This window comes from Wenzhouxiangella sp. YN9 (genome assembly GCF_056324165.1).
This window is the reverse complement of the sequence record NZ_JBJNIP010000066.1, coordinates 80,356-102,708: the sequence shown is the minus strand read 5'-3', so window position 1 is coordinate 102,708 and position 22,353 is coordinate 80,356. Positions and strand designations below refer to the sequence as shown.

19 protein-coding genes are annotated in these 22,353 nt (G+C 65.2%); all 19 read right to left on the bottom strand.

Features of this window, described 5'->3' with window-relative positions:
• Window positions 1–231 precede the first annotated feature (231 nt).
• On the bottom strand, window positions 232–1,890 hold the full coding sequence (locus tag ACEWQ0_RS04505) for a Na+/H+ antiporter NhaC family protein (RefSeq protein ID WP_476484642.1): 1,659 nt from the start codon (window positions 1,888–1,890) through the stop codon (window positions 232–234).
• The gene (locus ACEWQ0_RS04500; protein WP_476484641.1) at window positions 1,887–4,595 is read right to left on the bottom strand and encodes a DUF349 domain-containing protein; all 2,709 of its coding nucleotides are present in this window, start codon (window positions 4,593–4,595) and stop codon (window positions 1,887–1,889) included. The genes ACEWQ0_RS04505 and ACEWQ0_RS04500 overlap by 4 nt, the downstream gene beginning before the upstream one ends.
• A 63-nt stretch (window positions 4,596–4,658) precedes the next feature.
• The gene (locus ACEWQ0_RS04495) at window positions 4,659–5,933 is read right to left on the bottom strand and encodes a TraB/GumN family protein (protein ID WP_476484657.1); all 1,275 of its coding nucleotides are present in this window, start codon (window positions 5,931–5,933) and stop codon (window positions 4,659–4,661) included.
• A 145-nt stretch (window positions 5,934–6,078) separates the two neighbouring features.
• Window positions 6,079–7,083 carry a GGDEF domain-containing response regulator gene (locus tag ACEWQ0_RS04490; RefSeq protein WP_476484640.1) on the bottom strand — a complete coding sequence of 335 codons (1,005 nt, stop codon included), beginning with the start codon at window positions 7,081–7,083 and terminating at the stop codon, window positions 6,079–6,081.
• A 49-nt stretch (window positions 7,084–7,132) separates the two neighbouring features.
• The gene (locus tag ACEWQ0_RS04485; RefSeq protein ID WP_476484639.1) at window positions 7,133–10,030 is read right to left on the bottom strand and encodes a DUF6701 domain-containing protein; all 2,898 of its coding nucleotides are present in this window, start codon (window positions 10,028–10,030) and stop codon (window positions 7,133–7,135) included.
• Complete coding sequence (locus tag ACEWQ0_RS04480) at window positions 10,027–10,422, bottom strand: hypothetical protein (RefSeq protein ID WP_476484638.1); 396 nt, start codon at window positions 10,420–10,422, stop codon at window positions 10,027–10,029. Before ACEWQ0_RS04480 ends, ACEWQ0_RS04485 begins: the two co-directional genes overlap by 4 nt.
• Entirely contained in the window at window positions 10,419–11,225 is an 807-nt protein-coding gene (locus ACEWQ0_RS04475) for a type II secretion system protein (protein WP_476484637.1), read from the bottom strand. Before ACEWQ0_RS04475 ends, ACEWQ0_RS04480 begins: the two co-directional genes overlap by 4 nt.
• Entirely contained in the window at window positions 11,212–11,658 is a 447-nt protein-coding gene (locus ACEWQ0_RS04470) for a pilus assembly FimT family protein (protein WP_476484636.1), read from the bottom strand. Before ACEWQ0_RS04470 ends, ACEWQ0_RS04475 begins: the two co-directional genes overlap by 14 nt.
• A 1-nt stretch (window position 11,659) precedes the next feature.
• Complete coding sequence (locus tag ACEWQ0_RS04465; RefSeq protein WP_476484635.1) at window positions 11,660–12,097, bottom strand: type IV pilus modification PilV family protein; 438 nt, start codon at window positions 12,095–12,097, stop codon at window positions 11,660–11,662.
• 132 nt (window positions 12,098–12,229) lie between these two features.
• Window positions 12,230–12,658, bottom strand: coding sequence for a prepilin-type N-terminal cleavage/methylation domain-containing protein (locus ACEWQ0_RS04460; protein ID WP_476484634.1), 429 nt, complete (start codon window positions 12,656–12,658; stop codon window positions 12,230–12,232).
• Window positions 12,659–12,937: 279 nt separating this feature from the next.
• Window positions 12,938–13,471, bottom strand: coding sequence for a hypothetical protein (locus ACEWQ0_RS04455; protein ID WP_476484633.1), 534 nt, complete (start codon window positions 13,469–13,471; stop codon window positions 12,938–12,940).
• A complete protein-coding gene (locus tag ACEWQ0_RS04450; RefSeq protein ID WP_476484632.1) occupies window positions 13,468–14,607 on the bottom strand; it encodes a GGDEF domain-containing protein in 1,140 nt (379 codons plus the stop codon). The genes ACEWQ0_RS04455 and ACEWQ0_RS04450 overlap by 4 nt, the downstream gene beginning before the upstream one ends.
• A complete protein-coding gene (locus ACEWQ0_RS04445; RefSeq protein WP_476484631.1) occupies window positions 14,604–15,212 on the bottom strand; it encodes a prepilin-type N-terminal cleavage/methylation domain-containing protein in 609 nt (202 codons plus the stop codon). Before ACEWQ0_RS04445 ends, ACEWQ0_RS04450 begins: the two co-directional genes overlap by 4 nt.
• A complete protein-coding gene (locus ACEWQ0_RS04440; RefSeq protein ID WP_476484630.1) occupies window positions 15,196–16,419 on the bottom strand; it encodes a type II secretion system F family protein in 1,224 nt (407 codons plus the stop codon). Before ACEWQ0_RS04440 ends, ACEWQ0_RS04445 begins: the two co-directional genes overlap by 17 nt.
• Window positions 16,416–18,188, bottom strand: a complete 1,773-nt coding sequence (locus tag ACEWQ0_RS04435) for a GspE/PulE family protein (protein WP_476482976.1) — start codon at window positions 18,186–18,188, stop codon at window positions 16,416–16,418. The genes ACEWQ0_RS04440 and ACEWQ0_RS04435 overlap by 4 nt, the downstream gene beginning before the upstream one ends.
• Window positions 18,185–19,363 carry a tetratricopeptide repeat protein gene (locus ACEWQ0_RS04430; protein ID WP_476484629.1) on the bottom strand — a complete coding sequence of 393 codons (1,179 nt, stop codon included), beginning with the start codon at window positions 19,361–19,363 and terminating at the stop codon, window positions 18,185–18,187. The genes ACEWQ0_RS04435 and ACEWQ0_RS04430 overlap by 4 nt, the downstream gene beginning before the upstream one ends.
• A complete protein-coding gene (locus ACEWQ0_RS04425; protein ID WP_476484628.1) occupies window positions 19,360–20,274 on the bottom strand; it encodes an ExeA family protein in 915 nt (304 codons plus the stop codon). The genes ACEWQ0_RS04430 and ACEWQ0_RS04425 overlap by 4 nt, the downstream gene beginning before the upstream one ends.
• A gap of 21 nt (window positions 20,275–20,295) precedes the next feature.
• A complete protein-coding gene (mshL, locus tag ACEWQ0_RS04420; RefSeq protein ID WP_476482979.1) occupies window positions 20,296–22,002 on the bottom strand; it encodes a pilus (MSHA type) biogenesis protein MshL in 1,707 nt (568 codons plus the stop codon).
• The gene (locus ACEWQ0_RS04415; RefSeq protein ID WP_476484627.1) at window positions 22,002–22,352 is read right to left on the bottom strand and encodes a general secretion pathway protein GspB; all 351 of its coding nucleotides are present in this window, start codon (window positions 22,350–22,352) and stop codon (window positions 22,002–22,004) included. The genes mshL and ACEWQ0_RS04415 overlap by 1 nt, the downstream gene beginning before the upstream one ends.
• Window position 22,353 lies beyond the last annotated feature (1 nt).

Below are 22,353 nucleotides of genomic sequence, written 5' to 3'. Positions count from 1 at the left end.
TATAGACGGAAGGGGCTTTGGAATAAGTGTTAAGTGTTAAGTGTGAAGTGTAAAGTGTTGGGAGTTCAGGGGGTTATGCGGGTTATTTGATGTGTCGTGCCACTTTAGTTGGGCGTCTCCCAAGCAGTGGGTCGCCTGGTGTTCGGGCACTTGCCCACCCTGCGGCTGCGCCCCAATCAACAGCACTCACCCAACCAAGCCCGCCACTTCACACTTCACACTTAACACTTTTTAGTCAACCTTCCTCCCAATCATCCGAACCCCCAAAATCAGCGCAGTGGCGCCGACCGGCAGGCACAGCCACCACGGCACGCCGAAGCCGGCCGGCAGGGTGCCCAGCACGATGGCGATGACGCCGGCAAACATGGCGTAGGGCAGCTGGGTGCGCACGTGTTCGACGTGGTCGCACTGGCTGGCCATCGAAGACAGGATGGTGGTGTCGGAAATGGGCGAGCAGTGGTCGCCCCACACGGCGCCGCCGAGCACCGCGGCCACGGTGCCGTAGAGAATCGGCATGTGCTCGCTGCCCTCCATGCCGTTGCCGGTCATCAGTACCCAGCTCAGGGGCAGCATCAGCGGCAGCAGAATGCCCATGGTGCCCCAGCTCGAGCCGGTGGCGAAAGCGGTGGCTGCCGCCAGCACGAAGACCAGGGTGGGCAGCAGGCCCGGATGCAGGCGGTTGCCCAGCAATTCGGCAAGAAACCCTGCGGTGCCCAGCTCGCCGGTCATGCCCGATAGCGCCCAGGCCAGCACCAGGATGACCACCGCCAGGAGCATGCTGCGCAGCCCGGTGAACCAGGCCGCCATCAGCTCGGCGGTGCTCAGGCTGCGGTGCAGGACGGTCATGACTACCGCCGCCAGCACGCCCAGCAGCGAACCCCAGAGCAGAGACTTGTAGGGATCGGCGGTACCGATGACTTCCTGGAGCGTTTCGCCTTCGCCGCTGAGAAACAGCCCGCCCACGACCGAGAAAATCAGGACCAGAACCGGCACGATGGCGTTGCGCGCCAGAAGCGGCGTGCGCTCGCCGGGCTGGACCTGCTGCATGTCATCGTCGATCAGCGAGGTGCTGACGGCGTCCGGCGCTACCCGGCCGTGATCACGCGCCCGCCTTTCGGCCTTGTACATGGGACCGAAATCGCGGCCGTAGAGCACCACGGCAAAGACCAGCACCAGCGCAAACAGCGGGTAGAAACTGTAGGCGATGGAGTGCAGGAACACGAAATAGGCGTTGGCTTCCAGGCCGGCGATGTTTTCGATCGCGCTGCGGATCAGGCCGACCTCGTAGCCGATCCAGGTCGTGACCAGGGCGAGGCAGGCGATCGGGGCGGCCGTGGAGTCCACCAGGTAGGCGAGCTTTTCACGCGAAATCTGCATGCGGTCGGTCACCGGGCGCATGGTGTTGCCCACTACCAGGGTGTTGGCATAGTCATCGAAGAAGATGGCCAGGCCCATGGCCACGGTGGCCAGGCTGGCGCGCATGGCGCTGTCGGCATAGTCGACGATGCGCTCGACGACGCCGTGCAGGCCGCCGTTTTTGGAAATGATGCCCACCAGTCCGCCGACCATCATCGAAAACAGGATAACCGCGGCGTGGTCGGGGTTGGCCAGCGCATTGACGATATGCAGCTCGAAGGTTTCGAGCATGGCCACCCACAGGCCGATCAGGGAAAAATCGTGCAGTGCCCAGGCGCCGAGCCAGATGCCCACGAACAGGGCCGGAACCACCTGCCGCAGCAGCAGCGCCAGGGCAATGGCGACCAGCGGCGGCAGGACCGAAACCCAGCCGAAGTGGCCGGCTTCTTCGACCGCGGCAAACAGGACAGGACTGGCGAGCAGGGCGGTGCACAGCGCCACCAGGCGCAGCGTGAGGATGAGGTTTTTATTCATTGGATTCCCGACATCGAATCGATGGCATTCTGGCACTTCAGGTAGCGCTTTGCCATCCCCGAGTGCTGGTCGTGTGGTTGCGGAAAGCTTGCGTACCAGCGGCGCCGCAGTTCAGCCAGTTCTCCGGCCAGATCGGTCGCGGTGCTGCGTTCACTCATGCGCTGGGCCAGGCGCTCGACCTGATGGTTCATGCGCGCTTCGCGGTCTTCTGCAGGCGAGTCCAGTCCGGCAAGAAATTCCAGCTCGATGAGCACCTGTCGCGCCCGAGCGCCGTTGTCGGCCACTTGCTGTGCCAGCTCGTCGTCGCCGAGCGCGTCGTCGTCGAGCGCCTCCAGCGCAGCTCTCAGGCGATTGGCCTGAGGTTCGTCGATGGCCAGCTCGGGCGGCGCGGGGGGCATGTCCCGGCCTTCGCGGCGCGCCAGCCAGGCCTGCTGAACGTGCTCGGCCAGTCGGTCGAGTTGTTCGCTGGCTTGGCGGCGGGCGGCCCTTTCATGATCGTGAACGCGCTTTTCAAGCCGTTGCCGCGCGCTTTCGAAGCGCTCGGCCAGCCTGGCCGGGCGCTGCTCGGCCGCTTCCCATTCGGATTCGACGGTGCGGAACCGGCCGCGTGCCTGGTCGAGTTCGCTGTCGTCGACGGTCGCCAGCGCTTCGGCCTGGGTCACCAGTTCTTCCAGCGCGGCGTACTCGGCCTGGCGCTGTTGACGTTGCTCATCCTGCTCGCCGCGCAGCTTCTCGAACAGCGGGTCGATGGGGGCGCGAAATTCGGTCCACAGCTGCTGCTCGATGCGCCGGCGACCGCTGCCGGCATCGCGCCAGCGCACCTGCAGGGCCTTGGCCTTGTCGATGGCGGTCTTGAGGTCGGCTTCGTGCTCGAGCGCCTGGGCTTCGCGGATCAGACCGCGCTTGCGCACTTCAATGGCTTCGAAGGCCTGATCCAGCCGGCCGGAAAGGGCGTCCATGAGCGCCCGCAGCCGCGCCGCCGCTTGCCCGCGTGACTTCGGCGGCAGGTCGTCGAGACGCCGGATGGCCAGGCGCGCACCGCGCACGAATTGCGTGAGTGTCTTGATGTCGCTGTCTTCTGCCTCGGCTGCGGCATGACCGCGCTCGACAAACGTGTCGAGCTGTTGCTCGTTATCGGTCTGGACTTCGTGGCGCTTTTCGAAGTAGGGCTGAGCTTGCTCGAAGGCCTGTTTGCAGGCCGTCTGGAAGCGGCGCCACTGGCCCGTGGGCGCAGCGTAGCGGCGTTTGTCGCCGGGCAGCACTTCCAGGGCTTCAAGCTGCTGCCACTCCCGACGCGCTTCTTTCAGCGCTGCCGAGATGGCGTCGGGATGCTGCCCGGAGTCGGCGAGCTGTTCGATTCGCTCGATGATTTCGTCGCGGTGCTGGTTGTTGGACCAGTGTTCCCAGTTGCGCATTTCTCGCAGGCGGCCTTCCAGGCGGGCAAGGCGGCCGGCAGCTTCGCGCGGCCTCTGGCGCGGCTTGAGCCGGCTCATGCGGCGGCGCAGTTCGCGCAGCCCGGCCTGGGCGGCGGCCGTGTCGCCTGCTTCGATCACCCCGGCGACGGTGTCGAGTTCCTGCGGCCAGTTGGTGCTGTCCGGCGCGGGCGTCGGAGCCGATTCTGGTTTCGGTTGCCGGCGCGGTGCGGCCGTGACGGCGCGCTCCCGGCGCTTTTGCAGCGCCCGCAGAATCGGCAGGGCACGCTCGCGCAGCGCCTGGTCGGCGGGAACGGGAACGGCGATGGCCTGCCAGGCGCGATCGAAATCGCCCAGCAGTCCGGCGGCCTGATTCGAGTCGATCTCCGGCGGATCGGGCAGGGCCTCCAGGCGCTCGACAACGGCGCTCAGCTGTTGGTTGGCTGCGTCCTCCTCCGGGACGGTGTCGGCCGACGGCTGCGCGTCTTGTGTTTGCGCGCGCGGCTCGCGCCGCGGGGCGTCCACTGCGCGGCGGGCGATGGCCAGGGCGCCGGAAAAGCGGCGCTCCAGCGCCGCCGGCGGCTTGTGGCAGGCCTGCCAGGCGGTTTCCAGTGCCTCGAGCTCGGTTCGCGGCGGCCCGTCGTGTTCGCCGCGGGCCAGGCGCTCGGCGCGCTCGACCAGGCGGGCGGCGGTGGCGGCGCCGAGGTCGTGTTGCCCGCTGCCCGCCTGCAGGGCATCAAGCCGCTCGGCAACCGCCTGCGTGCGGCGCTTGTTGCGGCGCCTCAAGGCATCATGCATGCGCTCCAGAGTCGAGATCCGGTCGATGCGCTCGATCAGCGACAGCGCGAGTTGATGATCGCTTTCTGCAATTGCGCAGTCGCCCAGAAAGCCGGGAGAGTCGATGCGCGCAAGCGCCTCGGCGCGCACGGCGCTTTCGGGCGCCTGGCGGGCCGCCCGGCGGATGAATTCGTCGTGATCGATGCGGCGCAACCACTCCAGCCGCTCCTTGAGCAGCTTGTCGTTGGCTTTGTCAATGACCGCCCGGAACAGAAAGGCGTCGGCAGCCTCGACAATGGCGCTGTCGGACTCGCGCAGCCGGGCATCGAGCCAGAAGGGTTCGGTGTTGATGCGGCGCAGAGCGGCCAGACGTACAGTGGCCGATTCGTCGTGTTCGGCAATACGGCCCAGCTGCTGCACCAGCTCCGGATCCTCGTTTTCGGCAACGGCCTGCGCCCGAACGGCGGGGTCCTTTCGCTGCCAGGGCTTTCCGAAAAACCTTGCCTTGATGCTCATGACCGTTTGTTCCCCTCCTGTTGAAGCGTGGGTGATTGTGGTTTCGCCGCGCCAAAATGCCTATCAGGTCAGCTGCTGTACCATCCGGAAGCCGGCCACCCAGGTGCCGACGGCGGAGCCGAGATTGGACAGGAAGAACACCAGCAGAACCCGCGAAACGCGGTTTTTCCACCAGCCTGAAAGTCGAACCACATCATCGCGCAGGCTTTCGAAGTCGCCCACCCGTGGTTTTCGCAAGCCCGCCTCGACCGCACCCGTGACCATGCCGGCACCGATCGTGGGGTTGAGAGAGGTCAGCGGCGCGGCCAGCAAAGCGGTGACGACGGTCAGCGGATGGCCGCCGGCAATCAGCGCGCCCAGCGCCGAGAGCGTGCCGTTGATCACCACCCAGGTGGCTACCAGCGCCCAGCCCAATTCCGGCGAGCGCGAAAATCCGATGATGAAACCGGTGGCGACCAGGGCGAGAACCAGCCAGGGCAGCGATTTCAGGAATCGCGATGCCGGCGGCATGGCGTTGAGCTGTGCCACCGTGTCAGCCGGCGGTCTTGAGTGCTCGCCGTCGCCGTTGCTCTGGTTCTCGCTCTGGTCCTGGTCCTGGCCCTGGCCCTGCAGTGCCTTGCTGGTGCCTTCCAGGTGGCCGGCGCCGATCACGGCGAGGACCCGGCGCGGGGCGCGATTCTCGTTTTCCTGCCGCAGGCGCGCCGCCATGAAGCGGTCGCGCTCGGCAATCAGCGCGTCGTAGAGTTCCGGTGCGTTTTCGGAGAACTCGCTGAAGGTCTCGGTGAGCAGGTCGCCTTGCTTGAGGCGCTCGATGTCTTCCTCGGCGACCTCCTGACGCGAAAACATGGACATGACCAGGCCGTTGAGCATCAGCCAGCGCTTCCACCACGACAGCCGCCGGGAGGCGCGCCGCAGGGTGATGCCGATATCGCGGTCGATGAGCTGCACCGGCAGCCCGGATCGACGCGCTGCCTCGATGGCCATCTTCATTTCTGCGCCGGGCTCGATGCCGAACTGCTCGGCAATGCGGCGCTGGTAGGCCGACAGTGCCAGCGAGGCCATCATCATGCCGGCCTTGCCCTGGCGGATGATCTGGAACAGATTCATGTCGCGCCAGGCGTCGCGTTCGGTCAGGGACTGGTAACGCGGGGCGCACAGCTCGATGGCCACGGCGTCGTAGTGGCCGCTGTCGATCAGGCGCTCTACCGCCTCGGCGCTGGTGCGCGAGACGTGGGCGGTGCCGAGCAGTACGTAGTCCACGCCGTCGCGGGTCACCTGGCGGACGGGCTCGTCACCAAAGAGGTCGGACGGTTCGGGTGTCGTCGAGGCAGATGTCATCAAGGCTGGTTCGGCAAAACAATGCAGCAGTTTAGCTGATCGGGAAGGCTTGCGAGCGCCGCAAGACCGGCGGGTTGCCCCATGAATGCCGAAAACTTCCGCCGCGGCCCCCGCGAGCGCGGGGCGACCTGCGACCGGAGGGGAATCAGTGGCGGTTCGTTTCGCTCTGCGGGCGGGTGGAGGTCCGCCAGTGGACGAGTTTCAGCGCCTCGTCGAGCAGGATTTCCGGGTCGTCCTCCTCGGCCAGGTCGGGAAATTGCACGGCAAAGCGAACCTCGATGGGCACTTCCATGCTGGAAAAGCGCATGCGGCTGCCCACCAGGCGCTGGCGCAGCCGGCGGACCAGAACCCGTGCTCCGTCGCGTCCGGTGGCCATGAGGATCACGCTGTAGAGGTCATCGGCGGTTCGGTGAATACTGTCTTCGTTGCGGAGCACATCGACCAGGATTCGGTCGAGATTGCGCATCACGGCATCGGCCCAGTGGCGGCCAAAACGGTTGTTGAGCTGCCAGTAGCCCTGAAACTGGATATGCAGCAGCGACAGTTCGAGGCGCTGGCGCTGATGAAAGCTGATGGTCTGCTGCAGGCGCCGGCAGTAGCTGGCCGGCTCTTCGGGCTGCTGAAACGGGCTCTGCGGCCTGGTGGCCGGCGCCAGCTCCGAAGGCAGGCCGACAATGCGCGGGGCGGCCGGCGCTGAGGCGCGGTTGTCGGCCACCAGCGCATGGCGCAGATCCTCGGGACTGAAGGGTTTGGTGATGAAGTCGCTCGCGCCTTCGCTGATGGCCAGTTCGCGCGCGCTGGCTTCATCGTTGCCGGTCACCACCAGAATGGGCAGCTGGCGAATGCGCTGCTCCGAAGACTGGCGAATGCGCCGGATCAGCTCGTGGCCGTCCATTACCGGCATCATCAGATCGGTGAAGACCAGATCGATCTGATCGTCGCCGTTCAGCCGGCGCCAGGCGTCGCGCCCGTCTTCAGCCAGCACCACCTCGCAGTGGTCATGCAGAAACCGGCTGCCTGCATAGCGCATCAGCCGGGAGTCGTCGACAAACAGCACGCGCCGATGCCGGCTGGATTGATCGATTACCTGCAGCATGGATTCCTGCCTGCCCGATATTGCGGTGGCTACCGCTTCCCTGCGAATGGTCATTCTGCGTCATGTGCTCCTAGCGTGCAACTTATCCACAGCCGGCCCCGATCTATTGCGGTGCAGTTTCGCGAATGTAAATGCGCTGGCTGTTGCCGTCAAACAGGCCGAAAGTGGCGCGCGCTTCGGGGTTGTCGTCGAAAGCACCGCTGTCCTCGAGATCGTCTTGCAGGAAAGACCAGCGGCTGTCGAGCCCCAGCAGCACCTTGACCCAGCCGGGTGAACCGGGCTCCGTGAAGCGGAATCTTCCCCTGCCGGGCCCCGGGCCGGAATCGGAGCCGCAGGACGGCGGTTGATCGCCCAGAGTCAACACGCTGCAGGAGGTGTCGATGTGGGTATTGCCGCCGCCGACAGAAACGGTGTCGGCCCCGCTGCCGCCATCATTCTGGTCGGTGTCGAGTGAGACCTCAGCTACAAGATCAATCGCGGTGCACTCGTCGGCCTCGTTGACCCGCCAGGTGGCGCCGTCCCAGTACTCCGCCCGCCAGGGCAGATCGAGCGGGCCCAACTCGGAGCCGATGGCGTTGTCGATGACGATGCGGCCGAAGCGCAGCTCGGTCGAACCGACCAGGCCGCTGCCGCTGAGTGAGACGCCGTCGCCGTCGATCGGCGCGGTGGTGACCTCATAGTCCGGGTAGGGACCTTCAGGGCCTGAACGCGGCAGTGTCAACTGCGCGCTGGCATCGCCGGCCCCCATGGTCCAGGCAACGGTTCCGCCATTGATATGCGGCGCGGGTGTGCCCGACAGATCGAGATCGCCACCGCCAAGGAACTCAAAGGCGCCTTGATAGTTGGCCGTCGTGATTCCGTGTGCGTTTTTTGCGTACAGGGTGAACTTCGCGTCGAAGCGTTCGCCGATATAGGTGAAAGGGCTGTCGTCGCACTCGCCGAGACCGGCGCGACCGATGATTTCGCCGCTGCCGAGCTCGAAATGGTCCGGGATGAAGCGCCCGACGTGATCAACCTGACTGCCGACGACATCGGCCGTGCCGAGATAGGAGCCGCTTTTCAGCCGCGGCTCGAGCGAGATGATGCCGACCTCGGGCCAGAAAAACTCCCCGCAGGCCGTGCCCGCCGCTGCGCTATGGCCATCACAGTCGGTTCCGAAACTGCCGAAGCCCCCGGACAGGCCGGGCGCCAAGCCGCCGGACGGCGCAACCAGTCCCACATCCAGATCCACGCCTTCCGGTGTTGATTCGCGCCCGAAGTTGGGTGTGATGCCGTTGCTGGCATTGCGCGAGGCAACCGTGATCTCGAACTCGCGACCGGCGGCCATGAAGACATCACCGGTTTCATCGGTGGCTGCCTCGTTGCCTGGGATATCGAGCGTGAAATATGCCGGGCGAGCGACAAACTGGTCCTGGCCGGTCATGATCAGCCCGGTCTCCTTTCCGCTGCCGATATATCTGGCGTTGATTGCGACTCTGCCCGCATCCGGATACTGAAGCTGGAAGCTGCCCACGCCGCTGCCGTCAAAAGCGATCGGAATGCCCGTGCCCGGTTGAGCGGTGGCGATCGGATTGCCACCAATGCCGGCCTGCAGGCTGCCGGTACCCGGATTGAAGTACCGCGACCAGAAGTTCACGTTCTTCGTTTCGTTGCTGAAGCCGGGAACGCATTGCTCGGGATTGCCCGGATCCGCGCGCACGGCAGCAATTGTTGCGTTCACAACCGAGTCTGCTATGTGGTCGGGAATATCCATAACAAAGCCCGAGTCCAGGAACTGCATTTCGCAATCGGTCTCCACGCCACCGGTGGTAAAGCATCGGGTCGGGTTGGCCGCCGTGGGATCGATGGCGAGAACATCGAGGGTGACGAACCCCGGCGTCGTGTATTGCAGCAAGACCTGGTCGCTGCCGGCAAGCGTCATCGGGTCGGGCGTCCAGGTGCCGGCAGGCGAGGTAAAGTCGATGGTCACGGGCTCGGCGTAAAGCGCCGTGCAATCGTTGTCGGCACAGGCTTTCACGGTGATTGTGCTGGGCGAACAGGTCAGGCCCGTTTCAGGGTGCTCCAGACGGATGTGGTCTGGCCCCAAGGTGTCCACGACCTCGATGGTAATGGAGTCGCGTCCATGTTCTTCCCAGCCAGTCCAGCAAAAAAGCAGGTGGCCTGCGCAGCGCTCGCTGATCATTTCGATCTCGTACGTTCCTGCTACCGAAAACTCCTCTTCCCACGTTATGGCCCGCGAGCATGCGGTGCTTGAATTGAAAGATGGTCCGACTTTGCGTTCTCCATCCACAAACCAGCTCTCGCGCCAAGCATCGAAAAAAGCTGTGGAGCAGTTCATGACCTGAGCTTCAAAAAGAACCGATTCACCGAGTATGACCGTAACCGGCGACTGTGACTCGCCATTGGCACTTAGCTGTACATTGCCTTCCGGGATCGAGTGGCTGCAGAGTCCGCCGAAATTGGCGTTTTCGACTGCAACGGGGTCATATGTGACTTGCGTGTTCTTTTCCGTCTCGACTTCATCTGTTGAGGTAATCGCGCCGGTGATCCTTGCGTTCTTGTCGATCTCAATCTCATCATCCGCGTATATGATCCCGTTGATGTCCGCGTTCTTTTTGATCTCGATGTCGTCATAGCTGATAAGAACGAAGTCGGCCGGATCTCCGGGCACATTGATCCTGACGTTCTTGCCGATCTCGACTCCATCTTCCACGAAGATCAGAACAGGCCCGTCAAGTGTGATCCTGACATTCTTCTTGATTTCAAGCTCTTCGAAGTAGTAGGTGCCCGCGGACAGGGTGACATTGCTTTCCCATTCGACTTCACCGTCATTCGGATCGGGAAACGTTGGCAAGTTCAGGGTGTTGGGTGGGCTGGCGTCTTCGGTGATGGCGCTCGGGAAGACGTCGCTGCAGGCGGGCACCTGAGCGTAAGCGACGCTGCTGCCGAACAAGATCAGCAGCGCAGCGCCAAGGCTGCTTCGCACAACGTGTTTCATCATGTGTCACTCCAGACTTGTGCCCGTACGCTTCGGCGGACAAAAACCGCGCTGCTCGTGCTGCCTTGTGTTGCCGAAACGGAAATCGTGTGGATGTCGTATGACCGGTCGCCTTCCTTGACGTTCTGTGGTCCGGCGCAGCGGACTTTCACGAAAAAGGCGTTGACCGTTTCGTCGGCGTTGGTGCAGCCGCTGCCGTTGGCAATATGCTGGGTTTCGGCTTCCAGCCTGCCGACCGCGGTGTACCAGGCCTGCTCTGCCAGCCCCGCGCGCGCCTGGCCGAGGTGCTGGGTGCTCGACGTCAGCGCCACGACCGCGGCGAAGACCACGACGACGGTGATCAGGAAGATGCCGACGAACAGGGCCGCGCCGCGTTGTTGTCTGATGCTGATCATGGCGTGTTGAGTACCTGTGCCTGACCGAGCAGGAAGATGGCTTCGCCGCCGGCTTCCAGGTCGAGGCGGACGGTCAGCAGGCCGCGGCGGGCTGCGGTGCCGGGGTTGTAGCTGAATGTGCAGCCGGTGATGTTGTCGGCGACGAGATGACCCGGGCCGCTCGGGCTGTTGCCGACACCGTAGCCGGCGTGGCGGTGCAGTTGCCCGTTGCTGCAGGTATAGGCGACGGTTCTGTCGATAACATGAAAGCGCTGCTGCGGCGAGTGGGTCTTGAAGGATGGGCCGCCGCTGTCGTAGCTGATGGAAGTACCGCTGACGTCGGTGATCGCTGCGAGGTTGTCGCCTGACCAGGCATCGAAGCCGCTCTGGCCTGTGTTGTAGACCGACAGACAACTGCCGGCGCTGGTACCGCAGTCGGTGCCTGGAGAGCGGGTGGTAATGGAGCCGGAGTTCAGCAGCCCGCCGAGCACATCGAATGTGCCCGCCGATTTGGCAGGAACGAATACGGCGTCGCTCCCGTCGCCCGGCAGCCTGCGATATCGCCCGCTGGCCACCGTCGAGATGAACTCGATGCGGTTATCCGATACGACCAGGCTGTTGGGCAGGGCATTGCGGACTTCGCGGGTGATGCGGTTGATGGCAAGATCGGCGGCGTCGACCAGGCTGGCGCGGCGTTCGATATCGGCGGCGGCCTGGAAGGGCGGCAGAATGAAGACCGTGGCGACCACGGCCAGGATGCCGACGAGCACGATCACCAGGATGAGCTCGATCAGGGTGAAGCCGCGGTGGCTAGCGATGGACATAGCCGGTCTCCGGTTCCACGATGATGGTCTCCCCGCTGGCTAAAGTGATGCCCAGGCCGGCGTTCGTGCGGCCCATGGCGTCGAAGACCACGGTGCCGCCGGCGTTGATCTCGCCGCTGCCGGTAAAGGCGCCGCCGCGGGTGGGGTGGGGCAGGGCTGTCGATCCGCTGCCGCAAGCGCTGCCGCCGGCGCCGGTATAGGCCAGGCTGTAGCTGTCGCTCGCTGCATCGACGATGGCCTGAACAGGGCAGCCCGAGCCGATGGCGGTCTTCTGGGCATGGCGCAGGGCGTTGATCAGCTCGTCGCCAAAAGCCGCTCTCTGAAAACCTTCGATATTGATGCGCGGCGCGACGAAGGCGGCGAGCACGCCGACGAGCAGGAGAATGATGACAAGCTCGGTCAGGGTGAAGCCTTGCTGGCCGCGGGCGGGCATGTCAGTACGCTCCCCGCTGGCTCTGAAGCGAATAATCGACGCTGCCGGAGCTGTGCGAGACAGCCACGGTGATCCCTGCCGGCGCGCTGCCGCTTACGGTCACGGTGACCTGGTAGTCGTTCAGCGCCGCAATGGCATTGCCGAACTGATCGGTGGGAGATTCGCTCAGGCCGTCGTAGCAGCGGATCGAATCCCAGCTACCGCGCCCGCCCGCGCAGTTGCCAGGATCGTGCTTGCGCAGCAGAATTTCGTCCATGTAGCCGGCAGCAATCGCGCGCGCCTGGGCCTGGAGCATCGGATCGGCGCTGCCGGCCGTCGGGGTGACGAAGCTGGTGAGGACGGCGGCGCCCAAGCCGATCAAGACGAGGGCCACGATGAATTCGATCAGGGTGAACCCAGTGGCCTTGCTCCAAAGGTTCCCGCTGCATCTAGTATTCATATCAGCTGCTGCTAAAGAAACGGCCCCGTTCAGAGAACGGAGCCGTTTCGGTGCGCACATCAATCGAACGTAGAGGAGCGCTCGTTGCTCTGCTCATGCTCTCCTGCACCAGCAAGCTCCAAAGATCTCTGGTTACGGAGACGGAGCGGTGACTGCGATAACACTGGCGACCACATCGGTACCGCTAGCGGTATGCGTGATCGTGCAGGAGCTAGTTTCACCGTCCGTAGAGGATACCGTTCCCGATACTGAGTAAAGGCTTGTGTCTATATCCGATTCTACGAGGCTGTCAGAGCCCGTGGGTCCAATCAATGTACTGCAGTCCGCGCCGTTTGTCGTCGTGCAATCATCATTTCCAACTTCGCAGGCTCCGAAATTGATTGCGGAGCCGGATGAAAGGGCGCCGGCCAGGCCTTGGACCGTAGCAAGCTCAGCTTCACTGGACAGATCAATAAACCGCGGCACGGCCACGGCAGCGAGGATGCCGAGGATGACGATGACGATCACCAGTTCGATCAGGGTGAAACCGCCCTGGGATTTTTGCATGTTGATGTTCTGCATTGCTCTGTTCTCCTTGTGGAGCCTTGGGTTTTGTTTGACCCGGGCCGCGGCCCTGTGGTCGCTGGTCGGGCGGTTTTGGGGTATCGGACCCGGCCGCAGCCGTTTCGATACCGCGACGGAGCGAACCGCCCACGAGAACGTCAATGCATCTTTCGTGCCAGGTTTTCAGGCCCGTCGGTTTCAGGCTGCGGGTAAGCGTTGTTATGGGTTAATAACGAGCCTGCCGCGCTTGTCCGGCTTTGCCGGAACTGACGCATATTGTCAGTTGCCGTGACCCATCTACGTCACCAGCAGGCTGATCTGGTGGTAGATCAGACCGGCGGTGCCGATCAGCACGATCAGGCCGATCAGCGCGAGCCGCAGGGCCGTGCCGCGCCGATGGTGGCTTGCAACCTCCAGGCGGTGCCAGCGATTGCCGACGGCTTCCAGTGGCTTGAGCAGGCTGGGCCGCAGCAGCAGCAGTACCCCGATCAGAAGGTTGAAGCTCTGGGTCAGCAGCAGGGCCCAACCGAGCACCGCCGAAGTCGGAGATGCGCCAAGCAGCCGGGCGCCACCGGCCCCGAGAAGTCGCCAGAAGAAAAAGCCGGCGACGAGCAGAACAAGCAGCGCGAAAGCTCGGTGATGGCGGTAGATGAAGCGCTCGATGCGCCACTGCCGGTCGAGCATGCCGAGGGCGCCGGTGATGCCGTGCGGCCTGTGTTCGGCGTGGGTCGGCGAGGCCGCCATCAGCGCCAGCGCGCCGCTTACCAGGGCAGCGGCCAATAGCAGCAGCACCACAAGAATGGTCAGGACGATGATGGTGGCGGCGCTCATTTGCGGCTTTCTGCGCGATTGCGGCCGCTGCTCTTGGCCGCGTAGAGTGCCTTGTCGGCGCGCGCGATGGTTTGATGAATGCCTTCACCGGGGCGGAACTCGGCTACGCCGATCGAGACCGTGCATTCGATCGGCCCGTCGCAGGTCGTGAAGGGTGTTTCGGCGACTTCCTTGCGCAGCCTTTCGGCGGCCAGGTTGGCCCCGGCCAGGTCGCTGCCGGGCAGAATCGCCAGGAATTCCTCGCCGCCGAAGCGGCCGATGTTGGCGACGGTGTCGTCCACCCGCGCCAGCCAGTCGGCGTCGCGCAGCACCGTGGTCGTTCGGCGCGCGAACTCGGCCAGCACCTCGTCGCCGGCCTGATGGCCGTGGCGGTCGTTGACCCGCTTGAAGTGATCGAGATCGAGGACCGCGATGCAGAATCCGGACTCGCCGCGGGACGACTCCATCGCGGCGGTCTGCAGTCGGGAAATCAGGTGCCTGCGATTGGGCAGGCCGGTCAGCTCATCGTGCTCGGCCTGGTGCCGCAGCTGTTCGGTGGCCTCGCGCAGCTCGCGATTGCGGCGGCTGAGGGTGCGGCGCAGGTTCGAGATATAGCTTCCGAACCAGGCCAGCCAGGCCATCAGCGTGGCGAAGCCGGCCAGCTCCAGCACCACTACTTCGGTCGAGCTGGTGATCTGGCCGGTGAGGATGTCGCGCACGACAATCGCGGTATAGCCGGTCACGGCCACGCCGGCCACCAGCATGAATCCGCCGCGACGCAGCTGGAAGGCCCCGAAAAGGACGGCCAGGATGAACAGCATCAGCAGCATGGTGCGGGCTTCGCCGGCGTAGCTGATCACCCACAGCGCGACCGCGGTCGCGACGAGGATGTGGGCCAGGGTCATGCTCGGGTCGCGAAAGCGCCTGGACCAGCCGCTGCGAATGGCGACGTGAAAGAACAGCTGGCTGGCCAGCACCAGTATCAGAACGACGCTGACTTCCAGCGTGCTGATTCGCAGCAGGCCCAGGGCCCAGGCGATGCCCGTGATGATAAGGGAAATTCCCCAAGCCAGCGTTGCCATGCGTAACCGCCGCATGCGGATTTCGTGGCGCTTGGCTTCTCGCTCGGTCATTTGCTGCCCGGCGTTGACGATCATGGTGCCTCCAGCGCTGCAGGAGCGTTCTCTCCGACTATGGCCCACTGCGGGTTGTTCAGTGCTTCCAGAGCAACCCCGCGCAGGGCGTCGGTCGGCGCGTGGTAGCTGCCGCTTTCGTTGTGATCAACGTAGCGCAGGCGCACCACCCAGGCCAGCTCGACCGGCCTGTCGGTTTCAGGCGCGCGGCTCAGATAGCGCGGGAAGCGAACGCGGTAGCGCAGCTGATGCGAGGGCGGGTGGTAGTACCAGCTTCCCGGCTGAATGGTCGCCGACTGGCTGGAGTTGACCTCGCCGATATAGTTGCCCGGCGCCTGGCCGAGCAGGGGCATCGGGTTGCTCCGGTCCAGCCCGGCGATGCTTTCGAACGAGTCTCTTTCAAGCGAGCGCTTGACGATGCGCTCGGCCACTTCCAGCCCGACCGCCGAGCGCAGGGTGCCGATGGTGGTGGCCACGTGTGCCGCTTCGGCGTCGCCGCGCAGCGGCAGCAGTCGCCACCAGACGGCCAGAAACAGCAGCATGACCAGGCTGATGACGATGATCAGCTCGAGCAGGGTAAAACCCGACTGATGTCTTTTCGCCGGGCCGTTGTCAGCCGAGCGCCGCACGACCGACATCCCACATCGGCAGAAACACGCCCAGCGCCAGAACCAGAACGAGGATGGCCAGGAAAATCAGCAGGATCGGTTCGATATAGGCGCTGAGGTTGTCGAGGTCGTAGTCGACCTCGCGCTCGTAGTATTCAGCGGTTTCGTTGAGCATGGCATCGACGTCGCCGGTTTCTTCGCCGATGGTGAGCATTTGCAGAACCAGCGACGAGAACAAGCCGGTGGCGGCGGCCGTGCGCGAGAGCAGCTCACCGCGCTCGACGCCGGTGCGCATGTCGTTGACTGCCTGGCCGATGTACTCGTTTTCGACTGCCCGGGCGGTGAGCGTCAGGCCCTGAATCAGCGGCACGCCGGAGCGGTAGGTCATCGAAAAGGTACGCGCAAAGCGCGCCATGGCGCCCTGGAACAGGATCTTGCCGACCACCGGAAAGCGCAGCTTGAGCCGGTCCCAGCGGTAGCGCCCGTCTTCGGTCTTGATCCAGGCGCGAAAGGCGAGCAGGCCAACACCGAGTGCCAGCAGAATGACCCACCACCATTCGGCGGTGAAGTTGGAGGCGCCGATGATGATGCGCGTGGGCAGCGGCAGCTGGGCGTCAAAGCGGGAAAAGAAATCGGCGAATGTCGGAATGACAAAGGTCATCAGGATGGCCACGGCAATGAACATGGCCACGATCACCATGATCGGGTAGCGCAGCGCCTGCTTGAGTTTGGCGCGGAAGTCGCGCTCGAGCTCGAGGTAATCGGTCAGCTGCGAAAAAGCCTGCTCGAGGTTGCCCGAGTTCTCGCCCACACGCACGATGCTGACGAACATGGCAGGAAAGATCCGGGGGTTCTGAGCCAGGCCGGTGGCGAGGTCACGGCCGGACTCCAGAGCCTCGACCAGGTCTTCGATGGCGCGCCGCAGCTGTGGGTTGCGCGTCGACTCACTGACGTTGCGCAGGCCGTGAATCAGCGGCACTCCGGCCTTGGTCAGCGTGTACATCTGGCGGGTGAACAGGATCAGATCGTTGATGCCGGGTTGGTCCAGCCCCAGCCGCTGGCGCAGGCTCGGGCTTTCGGCGTTCGCCTCCGGCGCCGGCTCGATCTCGATGGGCGTGATATCCAGCCGCATGAGCTGCTGCGCCACCGCGTCGGTCGAGTCGGCGTCCACGTGGCCGTCGACCAGCTGCCCGCGCGCGTTGCGGCCGCGCCAGCGATAACCGCTCATTGCGCTTCTCCTGCAACCGGCTCGCCAGCCGGATCCATCTTGCTGTCGAGCAGCTCGTCGAGCCCGCCGGCCAGCCGCACCACTTCTTCCAGCGAGGTGATGCCTTCGCGGGCGTAGTCCAGCGCGCACTCGATCAGCGGACGGTAGTCGGCTCGGCTGCGCGCAAGGCGGTTGAAGTCCGATGTGTCCATGCGCCGCAGCGCGTCGGTGAGTTCGTCGTCCATTTCCAGCAGTTCGTAGACGCCGATGCGACCGCGATAGCCGGTGTTGGAGCAGTAGGCGCAGCCGCGGCCGGCGCGAAAGCTCAGGTCTGCCAGGCGTTCTTCGCCCAGCCGGCCCTGCAGCCAGGCGAGCTGGCTGGCATCGGGTTCGGCGTCTTCACCGCAGGAGTCGCACACCCGGCGCACCAGGCGCTGGGCAATGACGCCGTCGAGGGCGGCGGCCACCATGAAACCCTGTGCACCCATGTCGACCAGGCGCATGACCGTGGCCGGTGCCGAATTGGTGTGCAGGGTCGAGAGTACCAGGTGCCCGGTCATGGCCGCGCGCAGGCCGATCTCGGCGGTTTCGCGATCGCGCATCTCGCCGACCATGATGATGTCGGGGTCCTGACGCAGGGCGGTGCGCAGCACGCGCGCGAAGTCCAGCCCGATCTTGCGGTTGACCTGCACCTGATTGATGCGCGGCAGGCGGTATTCGACCGGGTCCTCGACGGTGATGATCTTGCGGTCCGCCTGGTTGATGTGATTGAGCGCGGCATACAGGGTGGTGGTCTTGCCCGAGCCGGTCGGCCCGGTGACTAGCACCATGCCCGAAGGCCGCTGAATCAGACGGCGGATGCGGGCCTCCATCGCGGCGGGGATGCCCAGCCGGTCGAGCTCCAGCAGCCCCGCTGACTGGTCGAGCAGGCGCATGACCATCGATTCGCCGTACTGGATCGGCATGGTCGACAGACGCACGTCGATGTTGTGGTCCTTGACCCGCACCGAAAAGCGCCCGTCCTGGGGCAGGCGTTTTTCGCTGATGTTGAGCGAGGCCATCAGCTTCAGCCGGGTGACCAGGGCCGAGGCCACGCGGCGGCCCTCGATGACCTGCTCTTGAAGCTCGCCGTCGACGCGCTGACGAATGCGCAGCACCTGCTCGTCGGGTTCGATGTGAATATCCGAAGCGCCGATCTGCACGGCGTCTTCGAACATCGACTGCAGCAGCTTGATGACCGGGGCATCGACCTGGCCTTCGTCGTCCTCGAGCTGGGAGATGTCGTAGTCGCTTTCCGAGAGCTCTTCGCCCAGTTCCTCGGCCAGCGAGGAAATCTCTTCGGTGCGTCGGTAGACAATGTCGATGGTGCGCAGCAGGTCCGATTCGCGCACCAGCACGATGTTGACGTGCTTCTTGAGGATGCTGCGCAGCGCGTCGTAGCCGAAGATGTCGGTGGGGTCGGCCATGCCCACCGTGACTTCGTCGTCTTTTTCTGCCAGCACGATGGCGCGGTAGCGGCGGGCATGTGTTTCCGGCAGCAGGCGCACGGTCTGCGGCTTGAAGTTGTAGTGCTTCAGATCGATGACCGGAATATCGAGCTGGCGGCCGAGGAAGTCGAGCAGCTCGTCTTCGCTGACGTGGCCCAGCTGTACCAGGGTGCGTCCGAGCTTGTGCCCGGAGCGCTTCTGCTCGGCCAGCGCTTCCTGGAGCTGGCTCTCAGAGATTAACTTGTGCTGAACGAGCAGATCGCCGATGCGGATTTTCTGTCGCGGCTTGCGCACGCTGCTCATGGAGTTTCTCCGATCATGGGTTCGAGGGCGATCAGGCGCCGGCGGGCAAAGCGGCTTGCGCGCGGGTCGTCGCTTTCCAGCGCGCGCTGGTAGGCCGTGAGCGCTTCGTCGCGCTGCTCGAGTGCCTCCAGAGAGACGCCCAGGCCCACCCAGACAGCGCCGCGGCGCGGCAGCGCGTCGCCAAGCGCACGATATTTTGCGGCGGCGGCTTTGTGGTCGCCGGCCTGGCGCCGGGCGGCGGCCAGCAGCAGGTGATAGTCCGTTGCGCTCTCCAGCGGCGGGGTGTGTTCCTCCAGGAGGGCGCGCGCCCGGGTGGTTTCGCCGCGCTGAAGCAGCAGTCGCGCCAGCGGCGCGGCAAGCTCTGCGGCCTCAGCGGCTTGCTGCAAGCCGCGTTCGAGGCTGGCAATGGCGGCCTGCGGCCGGCGCTGCTGCTGTTGGGCGCGGGCCAGCAGGCGGTACGCTTCACTCAATTCGGGTTGCTCGGAAATCAGGCTGCGAAGCTGCGCCTCGGCGCGGCGGAACTGGCCGCGCGCCAGTTGGCGTCGCGCCGTGGCCAGTGGGCCGGCAGCACCCGGCGCGGGGTTCGCGCGGCTGATCGAGATGGTCGGCTCCGGCGCCGCCGTTGCGGTCGTTTCCGACTGCGCTTGCCCGGCGCTCGCGGCGACTGCTGTGCCGGAGGGTGCGACCGCAGCGGGCGGCTGCTTTGGCCGCGGCCGGTCGTCGGCGGCTGCCTGTCGCGGCTCGTGGTCGGGTTCCGGCCGGGGCGCTGTGCGCTTTGGTGGCGCCGATGCAGCCACGTCGGCGGGTTTGACCGGTGGAATTGCAGCTGCTGGCTGGGCTGCGACCTCGCGGTGGCTGTCGTCGGAAACTCGCGGCGCGGGTTCAGGGGCGGCGCTGACGGGTTGTGCAGGCGGCAGCGCGGGTGATGCCTTTGCGGCGCCGTCGGCGCGGGCCAGCAGGGGCACTTCTCCGCTGACGGGGTCCGCGTGCCGGGTGTCTTGCAGAGCAAAATGCAGCACCACACCGACGGCCACCGCCGCCAGCAGCCAGAGCGGCCAGCGTGCGCTGATTCGGCGCTGCGCGCGCCCGGGCGGTGACGGCGTGCGCGCCGGGTTCTGCGCTGGGGTGGACTTGCGCTCTTCAAGGTCCCTGAGAACGTCGTTGATCAGGCTCATCCGCCGCTCCGCATCAGTTCAAGCAGTACGAAGGCGCCGGCCGCGACCAGCGTGAAGGCGGCCACGCGGGCGGCGGGCTGCAGCCGCGGCCACCACAGTGCATTGCGGGTGGCTTCGGTATCGGCGATGGCCCGGCGCACATCAGCCGAGCCGGCCTGGCTGGCGCCCTTGCCCCAGGCCGACAGCAAGGCCTTGTCGGCCAGCACGTTGACCAGGCGGGGCACGCCGTCGCTGGCGCGGGCGATGCGATCGAGCGCCCGTGTCGTGAACAGGGGGCGCCTGGCGCCGGCGCGCTCGAGTCGATGACCGATATAGTCGGCCACGCCGCGGCGGTCCAGCGGTTCCAGCTGGCAGGAGTAGGTGATGCGCTGGCGCAGCTGGCGGAACTGCGGCATCGCCAGGCGGCGATCGAGCTCGGGCTGGCCGAACAGCACCACCTGCAGCAGCTTGCGGCGCTCGGTTTCCAGGTTGGTCAAAAGGCGCACGGTTTCGAGCGTGCTTGCCGGCAGCGCCTGGGCTTCGTCGATGATCAAAACCGGCTGCTTGCCGGCCGCGGCCATGGCGGCCAGCTCGGTCTGCAAGCGCTCGTGTATCTGCTGTTGGCTGGGCCGGCCGGGCAGGTGAATGCCCAGATCGCGCGCCAGCGCCATGCGCAGCGTGCCCGGCGACAGGTGCGGGTCAGGCATCCAGGCGGTCACGAACGGTGTATCGAGCTGATCGAGCAGGGTGCGGCAGAGCAGCGTCTTGCCCAGACCGACCTCGCCCACGACCTTGATGAAGCCCTCGCCCTGCTCAAGCGCGACGCGCAGGGTGGTGAGCGCTTCGGCCTGGGACGGCTCCGGGTAGCGGAAGGCCAGGTGGGGCGTGAGCCGGAAAGGCCGTTGATCGAGTTCGAAATGCTGGCAGTACATGAATCGGGGCGCCTTGTGTGCTCAGCGCGGCCAGACCGTGCTGTCCATTGCGCCGACGCGATCGAGCGCGCCCTCGGCCTCACGGGCCCAGGTTTGCGGCGAGTCGATCACGATCGGGCGCAGCAGGATGACCAGCTCGGTCTTGACGGTTTGCTCCTGGCGGCTGCCGAAGGCCTGACCCAACAGGGGAATTCGGCTCAGTCCCGGCGTGCCGAAGCGCTTCTGCTCGGACGATTCGCGCATCAGACCGCCGATGACCACGACCTGACCATTGCGGGCGCGAATGACGCTGTCGGACTGGCGCACGCTGGAAAACGCCAGCGGCAGCGAGGCCTCTTCGCCCTCGACGGTAAAGGTCTTGGTCTGGTCCTTGACCTCGGAGACGGTGGGGTGGACGTGCAGAATGATGTCGCCGCTGCGGTTGATCTGCGGGGTGACGTCCAGGGCAATGCCCGAGAAGAAGGGCGTGAGCTCGACCGAGCTGGCTGCCGTGGTGCTGGCGCCGCCGGTGGCGGTGCGGCCGGTCACGCCGGTAACGAAGAACTCGTCGGTGCCGACCTTGATGACGGCTTTCTGGTTGTTGATCGTGGCCACCCGCGGGCTTGAAAGTACGCGGGTGACGCCCTGGGTTTCGAGCAGCTCGATGAAGGCATTGAAGTTGCCGCTGTCGGCGGTGATCACGGTGCTGCCGCCAAACGCCGAGCTGTCGAAGCCCGAGACCACCTCACCGGGATTGACGCGATAGCCGTCGCCCTGGATCGAGGAGACGCCGTCGTCGAAGATGTTCGGGCCGGCCACCTGGCCAAAGCCGGCCAGGCGGCCGTTGATCTCCTCGAGCGCCTGCCAGTTGATGCCGGAGCGATAGGCGTCGCGCAGCTCGACCTCGACGATCTTGGCCTCGAGGATGACCTGACGCTGCACGCTGCCCTGGATGGCCTCGAGCAGCTCGGCCACGGCGCGCTGTTCGTGCGGCATGGCGCGTACGGCAACCACCCCGGAGATCGGGTTGAGCATGACGTTGCGCCCTTCGGGGCTGTCGAAAATACCGACGATGGCGGTCTGCAGCTGATCCCAGAAGTCGGATTCGCTTTCGGTTTCGATACGTGTGCTGGTGGCCGGGTCCCTGCTGCCCTGGGTGCCCGGCAGGGCCTGTGTCTGGCCGCCGCGCGAGAACTCGTTCTGCAGCGCGTCAGGGTTGTCGGTGGACTGGCCCGAGCTGACGCGGGTGCGCGAGGAGCCCTTGCGGTTGATGTCCAGATAACTGACCTCGTAGACCCGGTTTTCCAGCCGGGGTGGGCGCACGATATAGCTGTTATCGCGGCGCTGGTATTCCAGCCCGTAGATCTCGCGCAGGATGTTCATCACCTCGTCGATGGTGACATCGCGCAACTCCAGCGAGATGGTCTGACTGACGTCGGGATGGACCACCATGTTGAGATCGGTGTCGGCGACCAGGCTCATGAGGAACTGCCGCGCCGGCGCGTTTTCCACCGTGACGTGGAAGCGCTCCTGCGGCGGCGGGGCAAATTCCGGCTCGGGTTCGGGCAGCAGCAGATCCTGCGTTTCGTCCACGTCCGGCGCTTCACGCGCGGCCGCTGCTTCGAGTTCGCTCTGGATGTTGCGGTCGATTTCCGCGGCCCGGTCGCCGGTCGTGGCACAGGCGGTCAGTCCGGCGGCAAGGGCCGCGATGCCGAGCAGGCGTAGCATGGAATAGTCGTTGGGCAGCATCAGTTTCTCGATTCGTCGGGGTGATGGGTCAGGTGCGTATCAATGGTCAGTTCGATTGCCTGGCCGTCGCGCTCGAGCACCACGCGGCCGGGCTCGATCCGCTGCACTTCGGCGCCTTCGATGGTGTCGCCGGCCTGCAGGCGCTGGCCATCGATGATGGCGATTCGTCGCTGCGAAGAGAGCAGAATCGACTGCAGGTGAAACGGCGTGCTGGCGCGGGTCTGCGCACCCTGGTCAAACCAGGCGGCGACCTCGGCCGCGCTTGGGGGCCGGGTGGGGTCGCGCAGTACGGTCTGGCCAGCGGCCGGCAGGGCAATGGCCAGTGCGATGATCACGGTGAGGATGCGCATG